This is a genomic window from Bifidobacterium callitrichos (assembly GCF_008698085.1).
Taxonomy (GTDB): domain Bacteria; phylum Actinomycetota; class Actinomycetes; order Actinomycetales; family Bifidobacteriaceae; genus Bifidobacterium; species Bifidobacterium callitrichos.
The window spans coordinates 142,561-156,861 of record NZ_RZJP01000002.1 but is presented as its reverse complement, the minus strand read 5'-3'; the positions used below and the strand labels follow the sequence as shown (position 1 = coordinate 156,861).

10 protein-coding genes are annotated in these 14,301 nt (G+C 65.5%); 4 read left to right on the top strand and 6 right to left on the bottom strand.

The features are described from left to right. Window positions 1–10: 10 nt before the first annotated feature. Window positions 11–1,150: an ATP-binding protein gene (locus EMB92_RS05325; RefSeq protein WP_150394032.1), complete on the bottom strand. Its 1,140-nt coding sequence runs from the start codon at window positions 1,148–1,150 to the stop codon at window positions 11–13. Window positions 1,151–1,399: 249 nt separating this feature from the next. Here EMB92_RS05325 and EMB92_RS05320 point away from each other — a divergent pair, with 249 nt between their 5' ends. Further along, complete coding sequence (locus EMB92_RS05320) at window positions 1,400–2,266, top strand: aldo/keto reductase (protein ID WP_043164648.1); 867 nt, start codon at window positions 1,400–1,402, stop codon at window positions 2,264–2,266. Window positions 2,267–2,291: 25 nt separating this feature from the next. Here the strand turns inward: EMB92_RS05320 and EMB92_RS05315 are convergent, their stop codons facing one another. Further along, window positions 2,292–3,788 carry an aminotransferase-like domain-containing protein gene (locus EMB92_RS05315; RefSeq protein WP_150394031.1) on the bottom strand — a complete coding sequence of 499 codons (1,497 nt, stop codon included), beginning with the start codon at window positions 3,786–3,788 and terminating at the stop codon, window positions 2,292–2,294. Between the two features lie 204 nt (window positions 3,789–3,992). Between EMB92_RS05315 and EMB92_RS05310 the strand changes: the two genes are divergently transcribed. The 3 genes from EMB92_RS05310 to EMB92_RS05300 all read left to right on the top strand — a co-directional run bounded on the left by EMB92_RS05310 (window position 3,993) and on the right by EMB92_RS05300 (window position 8,626). After that, on the top strand, window positions 3,993–4,664 hold the full coding sequence (locus tag EMB92_RS05310; protein WP_107043944.1) for a LysE/ArgO family amino acid transporter: 672 nt from the start codon (window positions 3,993–3,995) through the stop codon (window positions 4,662–4,664). 1,292 nt (window positions 4,665–5,956) lie between these two features. Next, window positions 5,957–7,576, top strand: a complete 1,620-nt coding sequence (locus tag EMB92_RS05305; RefSeq protein WP_190973566.1) for a peptidase U32 family protein — start codon at window positions 5,957–5,959, stop codon at window positions 7,574–7,576. A 51-nt stretch (window positions 7,577–7,627) separates the two neighbouring features. Then, window positions 7,628–8,626, top strand: a complete 999-nt coding sequence (locus EMB92_RS05300; RefSeq protein WP_150394029.1) for a purine nucleoside phosphorylase YfiH/LACC1 family protein — start codon at window positions 7,628–7,630, stop codon at window positions 8,624–8,626. Between the two features lie 23 nt (window positions 8,627–8,649). Here EMB92_RS05300 and EMB92_RS05295 read toward each other — a convergent pair whose 3' ends face one another. Genes EMB92_RS05295 through EMB92_RS05280 form a run of 4 tightly spaced genes read right to left on the bottom strand, consistent with a single transcriptional unit; the run spans window position 8,650 to window position 14,255 of the window. Beyond that, window positions 8,650–10,305 carry an AtzH-like domain-containing protein gene (locus tag EMB92_RS05295; protein ID WP_150394028.1) on the bottom strand — a complete coding sequence of 552 codons (1,656 nt, stop codon included), beginning with the start codon at window positions 10,303–10,305 and terminating at the stop codon, window positions 8,650–8,652. After that, window positions 10,305–11,471 (bottom strand): acetamidase/formamidase family protein, encoded by a 1,167-nt coding sequence (locus EMB92_RS05290; RefSeq protein WP_150394027.1) that lies wholly within the window; start codon window positions 11,469–11,471, stop codon window positions 10,305–10,307. Before EMB92_RS05290 ends, EMB92_RS05295 begins: the two co-directional genes overlap by 1 nt. A gap of 26 nt (window positions 11,472–11,497) precedes the next feature. Beyond that, window positions 11,498–12,931 carry an allantoinase AllB gene (gene allB, locus EMB92_RS05285; RefSeq protein ID WP_223847588.1) on the bottom strand — a complete coding sequence of 478 codons (1,434 nt, stop codon included), beginning with the start codon at window positions 12,929–12,931 and terminating at the stop codon, window positions 11,498–11,500. 1 nt (window position 12,932) lies between these two features. Further along, window positions 12,933–14,255 carry a Zn-dependent hydrolase gene (locus EMB92_RS05280; protein ID WP_150394026.1) on the bottom strand — a complete coding sequence of 441 codons (1,323 nt, stop codon included), beginning with the start codon at window positions 14,253–14,255 and terminating at the stop codon, window positions 12,933–12,935. Between the last annotated feature and the right edge of the window lie 46 nt (window positions 14,256–14,301).

The window sequence follows — 14,301 nt, the reverse complement described above, 5'->3', positions numbered from 1 at the left end:
TGGTCGACTGCTACAGCGATTGGAGATACTGCCCGAGATGCGGCACGGCGAATTCAAGCTGCCCGTGTCCGGCAGACCGGATGAGTCGGTCCTTGATGAGTGCCGCGCGGTACTTGCTCACCCAGCTGCGGCTGCGTTTGGTGCGTTCCGCGATGTCCCTGACCTGCGTGGGGTCGGGGACATCCTTCGCCATGGCCTTGAGGAACAGTCGCTCCGCACTGGTGGTTCCGTCCATGGCGGGAGCGCAGACGGCGTCGTCGAAGGCGAGCAAGGCATCCGCCGCGCCGGTCGCGATGTCCGAAGCGGTGATGACGTCGGAGTGACGTCGCTGCGCGGACTGCCACATGTAGTAGCCGACAAGCTGCACCATATACGGATATCCGTCGGAAAGCCTCGCCGCTTCGCGTGCGTCGGGCTCGCTGACGGTCTTGCCCGAATCCAAAACGGTCTCCAGAAAGGCGTTCCTGACGTCCGGCAACGGCACGTTCTGCAGTTCCCGTCGCAGTGCGCGGCGCAGGAAGGTGGTCACTTCGTTGTCCAGCAGATCGTTGAGCATGTATGGCAATCCCGCGAATACGATGGCGACGCCCTTCTTGTCGGCGTCGGGGACGTCGCTTTCATCGGCATCGGTGATGACATGCTGTACGGCGGTGGCGATCGCGACCAGATCCTCGTGTGCGGCGGCCTGCGTCTCGTCGATGGTGATGAGGATGCCTTTGCCTTTGCCGATCTTCCTGGAGTTCAGGCGTCTGTTCAATGCATTGCGCAGGGTGAGCGGATTGGATTCCGCGGAGAATCGTGCCTGGCCGAGACTTGCGGTTGCGATGCCTGCGATTCCGATTGATGGGCTGATGTCGGCCTGATCCAGTCGCATGCCGGTGGGGGAGAGAGTGGCTATAAGTCGTGCGACGAGGCCTGTGGACGCGGTTTCCGCGATGACCTCCCAATGTCGTGCCTTGGCTATGCGTCGGAATTCCGTCAGCATGACGGTTTTGCCGAAGCCACGTTGCCCGGTGATCAGCATGATGCGTCCCGGAGCGCCGACTCCGTTGTCAAGCGCCTCCGAGAAGTCGTCGATGATCGGCTGCCGTCCGATGAGGATCGGCGGCATCTTGCCGGCAGTCGGTTTGAACGGATTGATGGATGGCATGACGGAGTCTCATTCCTTCCTGGAAGCATTGCTGATGCGGTTTCGTATTGCCGTTGCATCTTCCTTCAGTATATGCGAATACGTACCAAGTTACACGAATGCGTACCAAAGTACACGAATGTACACTATTGCGTACCATCTTCCACCGGTACGCGTCAGCGGATGCGTATCGGACGTCCGTGTGGCGAAAGCCGCGCGGTGCGCCTACGCTTGAGGGTGTCACCGTTTCGACGAATGAAGGGAGCAGCCATGGCGCTGTATCGTAATCTGGGACCGTTCTCCACCACCGCGATCGGCCACGGCGAGATGCCGCTGACCATCGAGAACAACCGCGGGCATGACGTCGGCATCGAGACGCTGCACGCCTCGCTCGACGCCGGATGCCGTCACATCGACACCGCGTGGGCGTACTACACGCCGGGCGAGGAGGAGCAGACCGGCGAGAAGCTGGTGCGCGAGGCGCTCGCCACGTGGAAGGGCCCGAAGAGCGAGGTCACCGTCGCCACGAAGATCGGCCTGCGCCGCGTCTGGGGCGAGCACGGCGAGCCGCTGTGGCCGCGCGACGGCAAGCCCGAGCATCTCATCGAGTACGGCAAGCAGTCCGCGCTGGCGCTCGGCGTCGACACGATCGACCTGCTCTACCTGCACCGCCACGATCCGGAGGTGCCGTACAACGAGTCGATCGAGGCGCTCAAGCAGCTCGTCGACGAGGGTGTGGCGCGCGTGGCCGGCGTCTCCAACGCCTCGATCGAGCAGATCGACATCGCCCGTTCGATCCTGGGAGACAAGCTCGTCGCCGTGCAGAACCAGTACTCGCCGATCCACCTCGACACGCAGGACACACTCGACTACTGCGCCAAGCTCGGTCTCGCGTTCGTGTGCTGGAGCCCGCTCGGCGGCTACCGTCACCCGTACGACGAGTCGAAGTTCGACCCGTTCCGCGAGGTCGCGGCCGCCCACGGCGTCAGCTACCAGCAGGTCGTGCTCGCCTGGGAGCTCGCCAAGGGTGATCACATGTTCGTCATCCCCGGCGCCCACCGCCCCGAAACGATCCTTGACTCCCTCAAGGCCGACCAGCTCGAGCTCTCCCCGGACGAGCTCGCCAAGCTCGGCTGATTTCCGTTTCCCTCGCGCCCCCACGTCACACGAGATCGGCCAGCACCTGCGCCGCCCCGGCGAACTCCTCCGGGGTGGTGTAGACGTAGCTCAGACGCAGCGCGTTGTTGCCCCGGAAGTCGTAGATGTCTCCGGGGTTGAGCAGTATGCCGTGCTCGATCGCCCGCTGGAACAGGCGTCCCATATGCACCGGCTCATCGAACGTGAGCCAGATGTAGAAGCCGCCGCGCGGCACGTTCCAGTGGGCGCGCCCGGCGAAGAGACGATCCAGCGTCTCCAACGCGGCGTCGCGGCGCCGGCGCAGTTCGGTGCGCAGCGACTCCAGATACTCCGCGTACAGGCCGGAGTCGAGGAACCGCGCGAACACCCACTGGCTCAGTGCGCTCGCGCCGTAGTCCATCTGCATCTTCACGTCGGCGAGACGATGCACGATGCGCTCGTCCGCGCACACCCAGCCGATTCTCAGCCCCGGCGCCAGTGCCTTCGACGCGCTGCCCACCGTGATCACCATGCCGTTGTCGTCCAGCGCGGCGAGTGAGCGCGGCGTCGGCCCCTCGAAGACGAGGTCCTGATACGCGCAGTCCTCGATGATCGGCAGACGATGCTCCGTGCAGGCGGCGAGAAGCGCACGCCGTCGTTCCTCGGGCATCGTGATCCCCGTGGGATTGTGATTGGTGGGAATCGTGTACAGCACCGCGTCGCCGTGGTCGGTGGCCCTGATCGGGTTGAGCGTCGGCGCGATCGTCGCCGTGTCATCTCCGAGTAGCTTCCCCAGCGCGTTCACGTCGAGTCCTCGCCCGTCCATCGGCACGCCGGTCAGCCGCATGCCGGCCGACTGGAACACCTGCAGCGACTTGATGTAGCTCGGCGCCTCCGCGTACACGGTGGATCCTGCCGACAGCAGGCTCACCGAGATCATCTGCAGACCCTGCAGCGCGCCCGAGGAGACGAGTATCCGCTCGGGTCGGCAGTCGATGCCCCATTCGCGCATGTGCGCGGCGATCGCCTCGCGCAGCACGTCCAACCCCTCCGGTGGCGGATAGCCGAGCGAGTCGATCCGGTCGGCGGCCTCGCGTGCCACGCGCCGCCACATGTCCCGCGGGAAGAGCCGCGGGTCGAGTTCGCCGGTGCCGAGGCGCGTCTTCGTATGGTCGAATTCCAGACGGTTGATAGTCTGGATCGTCGTGTTGTTCGCCTTGAAGAAGCCGGAGGAGACGTAGTCGGCCCAATCGGGCGCGCCCGGCAGCATCAGCGACCACGTGTTGCTCACGATGCGCGTGCCGCCGCCGCGCCGCCCCTCGACGATGCCGTAGTCGGCGAGCTCCTCGACGGCCGCGATGACCGTGGACCGGTTCACGCCGAAACGCTCCGCCATCGCGCGCTGACTGGGCAGGCGCGAGCCGATCGGCCAGGCGCCCGAGGAAATGCGCTCACACATGAAGTCGACGATCTGCTCGGTGACGGGCCTGCCGGACGTGCGATCCGGAGCCCAGTCGATGTCGAGCGGTGCGCTGCGTGCCATCCATACTCCTTTGGCTGGGTCGCATGTGGTGTTCTTGGCTGGTTGTCAAGTGTAATGCGTTGCGTAGGATATGGCAATGGTATTGGAATATGGCGGATTTTCGTTCGAGGCATCCGCAAGGAAGAGTTCAGCTGAAGTTCATTTGGCTGGTTTGGCTGGGTGTGTATGGTCCAGCCAAACATGAAGACGTGGGGAGAGTAGACGATGGGCCTGTACATTCAGGGACTGACGATGGGATTGGCGTACATCGCGCCGATCGGCATGCAGAATCTGTTCGTCATCAATTCGGCGCTGACGCGCACGCGCCGCAACGCGCTCATCACGGCGCTCATCGTCATCTTCTTCGATATGGCGTTGAGCCTGTCCTGCTTCTTCGGTATCGGCGCGCTGATGCAGGCGAACCCGTGGCTCGAGACCATCGTGCTCGGCCTTGGCGGCTTGGTCGTGATCCGCATCGGCATGGGGCTCGTGCTGCCGAAGCGGAAGCGGCAGGGCGATGCGGCCGGGGCCGAACCCGTTTCGGCCGCCGCCCCGGCCGACCAGTCGGCTCCGTCCAAGCATCTCGGCATGCGCGGCCTGCTCGACACCATCGGCACCGCCTGCGCGGTCACCTGGTTCAACCCGCAGGCGATCATCGATGGCACGCTGATGCTCGGCGCGTTCGCCGCCACGCTCAACGCCGGCCAGACCACGCCGTTCATCACCGGCGTCGAAACCGCCTCCGTGCTGTGGTTCCTCGGCGTCACCCTCGTCGTCAACGCGTTCGCGCACAAGTTCAGCCCGAAGGTCATCGACGTACTCAACCGCGTGTGCGGCGGCGTCATCACCCTCTACGGCATCAAGCTGCTCGTCGACTTCGTGCTTGCCGTCCTGTGATGCATCCCCGCGCGTCGCGGGGTCTGTTCGCGCCTTGTCGGGCTGGCCCTTGTGAAGGATATGAACCGGATCCGTGTCGCACTAGCTCCGCAAACAGCTCCGCAGTTCGCTTCACGGCAACGTCCCGACAAGGGGAGCCGAGAACGGAACCAACGAATTTCTAAAGCACGATATCAGGCCTGCGTCAACCATCCGCCCGCCAAACAAATCCGGCCCGAGCGTCCGGTCCGGTCCGAGCCCATTGCGTCCGATCCTGCAGGGTCCACCACGAGAGCCCACATTTCTCGCCTCATCGCGTTCGATCCCGTAGGATCCGACGTTGAGAGGGCGGGGGAAGCGGCGAAAACGTCCGATCCCGTAGGATCCGATACGGCGATCGGGGCGGATCGGAGTGAGATGCGTGATGAGTCTGCCACTCAGCGCAGGTCAATCGGTTGATGTTCGTTGAGTGGCAGAAAACCGTGCCATTCAACGCGATTTCGGTGATTTTCCACGTTGAGTGGCAGACAAGACGGCGGCAGGGGCGGCCACTGCGATATCGGCTATTTCAAAATCGTTGGAAAATGGACCTTTTGACAACACGTCAACAAGGCGGTGAGGCGGCAATGACGCATCGTCGTGCCACTCAACGCCAAAATCGGTGAAAAATGCGTTGAGTGGCACCGCAGGAGGCACAGCCGGGCGGCATGGCTGAGGCGGCGCAGCCGGACGACACAGCCGGGCGGCGCAGATGCTGGCTCACGTACAGGGCGTATCTTCTGTGAAGTTAGATTCTTTCGTTGTTTTTTCTTGCGATCCTTTATAGGGATCTTTTTTTATTAATGCTTCTTAAATGCTCTTATAAAAGCGTAAACTACTATGCCGATAACGCTGAATGCCATTATGCCGATAACAGCTTCTCCTATTAAAGCTCCCATAATATGCCTCATTGATACCTTGAAGAACAGATATTGTCATAACCGACAACGGCGCATTGCAAATACAACATGCCTCCTCCTCCGGCTGTCGTGGAGTAGATCCAAGTCATTATTGCTGTCGTAGAATTATTCCATCAGTGCTGCTTATCGCTTGTGCCTGAATATGGTCGTTGCGATACTCTGTAGCGTTAGCTGAAGTAGGCACTGTGCAGATGGTTGCTAGCATAAAAAGTGTGACAAAAAAAGAAATATAACGATGCATTTTGTTCTCCTTTGAGCACATTTCTATTATATGTGCATAACGGTGAGATGTCAACGCCGACGCATACACCGCTACACCGTTCTCGCTACACTGTTGGGGTGATGAACGAGGACATGAGTAAGAATCTGCATATGCGCCGCAAGCCCGAGGTGCTCGCCCCGGCCGGAAACCTGCGCGGGCTCAAGACCGCCGTCGACTATGGCGCCGACGCCGTCTACTGCGGCGGCAAGGCCTTCGGCATGCGCTCCGCCCCGAAGAACCTGAGCCTGGAGGACTTCGAGGAGGGTGCCCGCTATGCGCACGAGCGCGGATCACGCGTCTACGTCACTCTGAACGTATTGCCCCGCAATGCCGAGGTCGAGGCGATGCGCGACTACATCGGCCAGTTGAAGGACACCGGCATCGACGCGATGATCGTCACCGACATCGGCGTGATGATGATGGCCCATCAGATCGCCCCCGATGTCGAACTGCACGTCTCCACGCAGGCCGGCGTCACCAACTACGGCGCCGCGCAGGCCCTGTACGAGTTCGGCGCGCGCCGCGTCGTGCTCGCGCGCGAGATGGACCTGCAAGCCGTGCGCGACATCCGCGCCCGCATCCCCGACGACATGGACATCGAATGCTTCGTCCACGGTGCGATGTGCATGGCGTTCTCCGGCCGCTGCCTCTTCTCCAACTACCTGACCGGCCGCGACGGCAATCACGGCGAATGCGCCCAGCCCTGCCGCTGGAAGTACTCGATCGTCGAGGAGAAGCGACCCGGACAGTACTTCCCGATCGAGCAGACCGAGGAGGGGGCGTACCTGTTCAACTCGCAGGACATGTGCATGCTCGAGCACATCGACGATCTCATCGACTCCGGCGCCACGAGCCTCAAGATCGAGGGTCGCTCCAAGTCTGCCTACTACATCGCGGCGATGACCAACGCGTACAAGACCGCCGTCAACGAGTACATGGTCCAGCGCGGCTTCGAAACCGCCGACGGCACGGTGCTGCAGCCGTTCCGCGATCGCGTGATCCGCGAGGGCGATCCCGACTACGCCGCCTCGATCGGCGAGACGCCCGATCGGATCGAACGCGACGCCGACAAGGCGTTCTCCGGCGTGCCCGGAGGCGACATCGGGCTGGAGTTCGCGGGCGATGCCGCGCCGACAGTGCCGACCGCGCCGACCGAGGACGCCGCGGCCCGTTCCGCCGGCGGCGTCGAACTCGACGAACTGAGCTACAAGGCCCGCTCCGCACGCCGCAAGTCGAACACGCGCGAGGAGGTGCTGCCCGAAGGCTGGCATCACGCGAAGGTCCGCCCTGCCGAACACGTCACCCTGCCCGACTGGCTGCTCGACGAGCCGGACAAGGTCGCCCACCGCGACTACTCCACCGGCTTCTACTACCCGGAGCACAAGGTCACGCAGAACACCAACCGCTCCGCCTACTTCCGCGCGTGGATGGTCGTCGGCGAGGTGCTCTCGTGGAGCCCGGAGCGCGGCGGACGAGTCACCATCATGAGCCGCAACAAGATCGAACCCGGCCAGCTCGTCGAATTCGTGCTGCCCGGCGAGCCTCCGCTCGTCTACACCGTGCCGGCCCGCGGACTCGAGGACGCCGACGGCGTGCCGGTCTCGGCGATCAACAACCCGGCGCACGTGTTCTCGCTGCCATGCCCGCACGAGGTGCCGGACAACGCCGCCATCCGCTCGCGCACGAAGCATCCGACCCTCAAGGCCGAATAGCCCCGCGATCGCAACGACCTCAACGACTTCAAGGACTGCAAGGAGAATCTCATGACCGAATACGACGACAACGCCATCATCGACTCCAACAAGATCAGCTCCACCGACCGCGACGGCCGTCCGATCCCGGTGACCATCCCGATCGCGCTCGCCCCCGGCGTGACCGTCGTCTACACCACCCGACTCGGCGGCCTGAGCGCCGGCGACTACGGCAACCTCAATCTGGGCGGCAAGTCCGGCGACGACCCGGAGGCCGTGCTGTCCAACCGCGTGGCCCTCGCCGAGGCGATCGGCGCCCGGCTCTCGCTCGTCTCGCAGGTCCACTCCGGCATCGCCGTCGACGTGGACAGCGCCTTCGAGATCAACACGCCGTTCGGCTTCGACGTTTCCGGCACGAATCATACGGGCGATGCCGCCGACTCCGCCGCGCCGCAGGTCAAGGAGGCCGACGGACAGGTGACCACGCGCACCGGCATCGCCCTGGGCATGTTCGCCGCCGACTGCCTGCCCGTGCTCATGGCCGACCCCGAGGCCGGCGTGATCGGCGCCGCCCACTGCGGCCGCCGCGGTCTCGAGCGGGGCGTGATCGGCGCGACCGTCGACCTGATGAAGCTCAAGGGCGCCGATCCGAACCGCATCGTCGCCACGCTCGGCCCCCGCATCTGCGGCGACTGCTACGAGGTCGGCGACGAGATCGCCGACACGTTCGAGAAGCGCTTCCCGCTGACCCGGACCACGACCCGCTTCGGCGGCGCCGGCATCGACATCGCCGAAGCCGCGATGATCGACCTCGCCTTCGCCGGCGTAAGCCACGTCGTCGATTCGATGCCGCGCGTCCACGCCGCCACCGAATACCTCGAGGAGGATACGGAGCTCGCCGAACTGTGCCGCACCGACGGCGAGGGGCCGGCCGAGCTCGCCGAACGCATCGGCGCGATCAACCACTCGATGTGCACCCTCGAGAACCCGCTATGGTACTCCCACCGCCGCGCCTCCAAGGCCGGCAAGACGCACGAGGGGCGTCTCCTCGCCCTCATCGTGCGTCACTAGTCAGGCACCCTCGCGGCCGGCCCCTACCGGTACAGCTCCTTCGCCAGTTCGATCAGCGTCTTGTCCGAACCGGCGGGGCCAATGAGGCATGCGCCGCACGGCAGGCCGTCGGCGGTCTCCAGCGGGATGTTCACCGCCGGCAGACCGCCGACGCCCGCGATCGACGTGAGCCGCAGCGTCTGGGCGCGCGCATGCTCGACCATCGTCACATCCCCGTTGTTCACGAGGAACGGCGCCACCGACGACGCCGACGGGATGAGCAGCGCATGCCGTCCGATGATGCCGCGCACCAGCGTACGCGCCTGTTCGAGACGCGTGCACCCGCGCCTGTAGTCGTCCTCGCCGATCGTCGCATCATGGCGGAACCGCTCGGCGATCTCCGGAGCCGGCGAATCCCAATGCCTCGAGATCCACGCGCCGTTGGCGCGCCACGCCTCGAACCCGCGCACGACCTGGAAGATCGCGAGCAGCTCGTCGAGCATGTTCGGCGTGATGCCGGCGTTGTTCACCTGTTTGCCGCTCTTGCGCAGCGCCGTGTCGCGGAACGCCTCGAACGCCTCGCGCACATCGTGCTCGGCGAGAGGATCGAGGTCCGTCGCGATCGCGAGCCCGTCGATCGCGTCTCCCGATTCGCGATCCGGCATCAGCGCGCGGGCCACGAATCCCAGCGTCTGCGCGTCGCGCGTCATCCAACCGACCGTGTCGAACGAGTCGGACAGCGGATGGATGCCCTTGCGGCTGATGCGGTCATGCGTCGTGCGAATGCCCCACAACCCCTGATACGACGCGGGAATGCGGATCGAACCGGCGGTGTCCGTGCCGAGACCGATCTGCGCCTGACCGAGCGCCACGGCCGACGCCGGACCGGACGACGAGCCTCCGCTGATGCGGTCCGGGGCCTTCGGATTCGGCGGCGTGCCGTAATGCACGTTCGCTCCGGCCAGCGAATACGCGAACTCGTCCGTCTGCGCGATGCCGACGATCGACGCACCCGCGTCGCGCAGCATATCCACCGCGTCGGCGTTCGTCTCGCACACGGGGGAGTCGGCGAGGAAATCGGGATTGCCCGCGCCGATGCGCTGCCCGGCGACGGCGTAGAGATCCTTGACCGCGACGCCCATGCCGCTCAACGGCCCCTGCTTGGCCGCGGGCATCAACGGCGTACCCGCCACGCGCCACACGCGCCGGTCCAGCGCGGGAGCGGGGTAGGTCAGATGCGCGGCGACGATCCGCCACGCGCCCGGCACGTCCGACGCATCGCGCGCGCCGCGATGGGCGCCCTGCGCACCTGCCGTCCCGGCGGCCTCGCCGTGGATCCGCATCCACACCTGCGTCTGGATCACCTTGCCGCCGGCGACCTTGTCGAACTCGGAGACGACGACCGCATTGTCCGCATCCAGCTGACGCGCCACGCGCCGGTGCAGTCTGCGGGCGGGAGCGCCGCCGCGCTTGGCGCGGAACGCGGTGATCGCATTGTGTCCCACGCGCATGCCCGCACCATCCGAGCGCACGACCGGAATGTCGTCGGGATTGTCCGCGAAGAGTTCGGAAAGCGTATCCGTGTCGTTCGCCATCAGCGCGCGCTCGTAGCGTTCGATCGCCGTGCGCAGCGCCGGGTCGAGCGTCTCCACATTGTCGAATGCGGGCGCGCTCGTGGCCTTGGAAGCCGAAATCGCCATCACTGTCTCCTCATGTCGATGCGTACTGATTCAGCCATGAACGATCCGATCGCGGCGATCGCCTCATCGTATCCGGGGCAGTCGCGGAACATCGTAAGATCCACGAGTCCGTGCGCTCCCTTGACGATGTCGACCGCCTGCGTCACATCGAAGTCGACCGCCGCCGACAGCAGCAGATACGCCTGATGACGCGGCAGGCCGAACAGCGTCGAAACCATGTCGATCGTGTGTTCGACGCTCTGTTTGAGCGCGTCGTCGAGCGTGTCGCCGAGCCCCAGCGGAATGAGCGCGCCGTGCGCCACCGCGAACGGCAGATCGGTGCGGCCGAACAGCGACTTCGCGCGCGAGGCCGGCACGACCTCGACATGCAGCGTGGCCCTCAGGGAAGCCTCGAGCGCCGTCAGCGCCACCTCGCCGTTGCCTTGCGCGAAGTGCGGGTCGCCGACGTACAGGCCCGCGCCCTCGACCTGCACCGGCAGGAACAGCGTCGCGCCCTCGGTCAGGTCGTTCAGGTCGATGTTGCCGCCGAACTCGGCCGGCGGGATCGAGCTTGGCCGCGTTTCGCAGGCTGTCGTCACGCCCGTGATGCCGAGGAACGGACGCATCGGGAACCGCACGGCCGGGCCGTCCGCGGCGGATGGGGAGACGCGGAACCAAGCGGTGCCCGTCTCCTCGTCGGCACGGCAGAACTGGCCGTAATCGCCGTCGAAGTCCGTGCTGTTCGCGAGCACGCCGCGCGCATGGCGGGTCGAGATCACGCCGTAGGGCACGCGTGGCTCGAGCTTGACGATCGAGACGGCCAGCAGATCGCCGGGATGCGCGCCGGGCACGCGGATCGGGCCGGTGACCACATGCGGGCCGTCGGCGTCAGGATCGCGCGGCACCTCGCGTACGATCGCCGCCGCGTCGTCGAGCACCTCGTCGGCCGGCACGCCGTGCGAGCCGAAATAGGCGATCGGATCGCTGCCCTGGTCCGGAAGCAGCCCCTCATGACTCACCGTGTCGATGACGATGCTGCCGCCCGGTTCGACCTCGCCGACCACGCGACCGGAGGATGCCATGTCGCCGCTCGCGGGCAGACGTCCCCACAGCACGTGGTCGGGGGTCGACGCCACATAGTTCGCGTCCGCCGGCACGTCGACGCCGGTCTGCAGAATGCGTGTCATATCGCTCCTCGCCTTTTCGGAACCGTTCAGAACCGTTCGGAACCGGACGGTGCCGGTTCCTCCGTCGCGTACGGCCGACGAATCAGATTCGCCGGATCGCCGGCCTCGTTGAAGTCATCCGCATGCACGGTCACCCCGCCGATCATCGTACGGCTGATGACGCCGTCGAGCATGCGGCCGTCGAACGCGCTGATCGGATTGCGGCTCAGCAGCTCGTCCGCATGCACGGTGAACCGCTCGTCCGGCCTGATGACGACCAGATCGGCGCGCATGCCCGGCGCGATCGCACCGCGATCATGGAATCCGGCGAAACGGGCCGTGTTCTCGCTCATCCAACGCACCGCGTCGGTCAGTCCCAGTCCGCGACGCTTCGCCTCGGTCAGCACCGCGCGGAACCCGACCTGCAGACTGGAGACACCGCCCCACGCCTTCGCAAGACCTCCGGCCTTCATCGCGGCGGTCGCGGGCGAATGGTCGGTCGCGATGAAATCGAGCGTTCCGTCGACGAGCCCGGCCCACAGGGCATCCTGCTCGTCGAGGCTGCGGATCGGCGGGCAGCATTTGAATGCCGTGTTCCCGTCGGGGATGTGATCGCAGTCGATCGTCAGATAATGCGGACAGGTTTCGGCCGTGATCGGCAGGCCCTTGGCCTTGGCCTCGCGGATCACATCGAGGGACGCGCCGCAGGAGATGTGCAGCAGATGCGTGCGGCACCCGGTGCGTTCGACCGCCTCGACGACCTGCGCCACCGCATGCGCCTCGCACTCGGCGGGACGCGAGTCGGCGAAGCTGCGATACGAGTCGGTCACATGTCCGCCGTGCGCGGCGAGCTCGCGCGGATCCTCGGCGTGGATGATGAGCTGCCCGCCGAAGGACGCGATCTCGCGCATCGCCGCCTCCAGCTTCGGGTAGGGGAGCGAACCGTACTCGTCGACGCCGCTGGGGGAGAGGAAGCATTTGAATCCGAACACGCCCTCATCCCACAGACGCTTCAACATGCCGGTGCCGAGATTCGTCTCGTCGACGCCGCCCCAGAAGCCGAGCTGCGTGTGCGCCTTATGCTCGGCGCAGGCCTTCTTCACGTTCAACGCATCGACGGTCAGCGTCGGCGGATTCGAGTTGAGCGGCATGTCGAGCACGGTCGTCACCCCGCCCGCCGCGGCCGCGCGGGTCGCATGGTCGAAGCCCTCCCATTCGGTGCGACCCGGCTCGTTGATGTGCACGTGCGTGTCCACGATGCCGGGGATGAGCACCTCGTCGTCGTGCAGGGTGATCGTCTCGCGGGCGGCGGCGGGGGCGGCCGATTGCGCCGCATCCTCGTCATCCAGCCCACGGCCGCGCGTCACCGAGACGATCCGACCGCCGTCCACCAGCACGGTGCCGTTCATTACGGTTCCGTCGACCAGCATCCGGCCGGTGATCTTCAGGTCGACGTCGTTCATTCCGTTCATCCCGCTCATCTCACGCCTCCATCGCCAGCACGATGTCCGCGTTCAGCGCCGCGGACCGGGCTTCGGCCTCATCGGCCGCCGCACGCAGTCGCGTCGCGACGTTCTCGATCGCATGCGCGAACGCGTCGGCGCCGTACGCCACATCGTCCTCGCGCACCGATTCGAGCGGACTGTGGCTGATGCCGCCCTTGCATCGCACGTACAGCATCGCGATCGGCAGCAGCCCGGCCACGGCCATGCCGTCATGGCCCGGGTAGCTGATCAGTCCGAACGCCTTCTTGCCCTCCGACTGTTCGATGCCCTCCTCGATGCAGGATCGCAGGAACGGGTCGCACTGCGCGCTGTCGGCGGTGTGGATGCACTCGCGATCCATCGTCACGTGATAGCGCTCGCACACGTCGGCGGCCATATCCCAGATCCTCGCGAACGTCTCGTCGCGCAGCTCGTCGGTACCGGCTCTGAGGTCGAGGCTGAACGTCGTCTTGCCGGCGATCACGTTGACGCCGCCCGGCTCGGCGCTGATCTCGCCGACGTTCGCACGTGTGCCCGCCTCGCGGCTGATGCGGTCGATGCCGGTGATGATCTCGGCCGCCGCGGTCAGCGCGTCATGACGCAGATCGTATGGGGTGGCGATATGGCAGCTCAGGCCGTGGATCGTCACCATGTAGCGCGATGCGGCGGCGATCGAACTGACGGACGAGAGCGCGCGATCCTTCTGCTCGAGGATCGGCCCCTGTTCGATATGGAACTCGAGATAGCCGATCGCGTCTTCGGTGGTGTGCGCCGCCTCGGCGACGCGTTCCGGGTCGAGGCCGAAGTCGCGGAACGCCTGACGCATCGTGACGCCGTCCGCGTCGGTCAGATCGAGCCACTCGTCGTTCCAGCCGCCGCCGAGCGCGTAGGAGCCGAGCAGCGTCGCGCCGAATCGTGCGCCCTCCTCGTCGCCGAATCCGACGACCTCGAGGGCGAACGGCAGCGTCGCGGTCGCTCCGGACTTCACCAGATGCTCCGCCACGGACAGCGCCGTGATCACGCCGAGGATGCCGTCGTACTTGCCGGCGTCGGGCACCGAATCGAGGTGGGAGCCGAGTATCAGTGCGGGCAGTCCGTCGCGCTCGCCTTCGGCGCGGCCGCGCAGGTTGCCGGCCGGGTCGATGCTCACCTTGAGTCCGGCGTCCCTCATCCAGCCGCCGACCAGTTCGAAGGCCTTCGCCATCTGCGGTGACAGATATGTGCGTTCGATGCCGTTCTCCATGCTGGTCAGTGTGGCCAGCTGATCGCACCGGTCCATGATCGTCCGGGCCGCGTCCTCGGCCCACTGCGCTGCGCTCATTTGATTGCCTCGGTTCAGTTGCGTGTGGTTGCAGGGTTTACGTGTT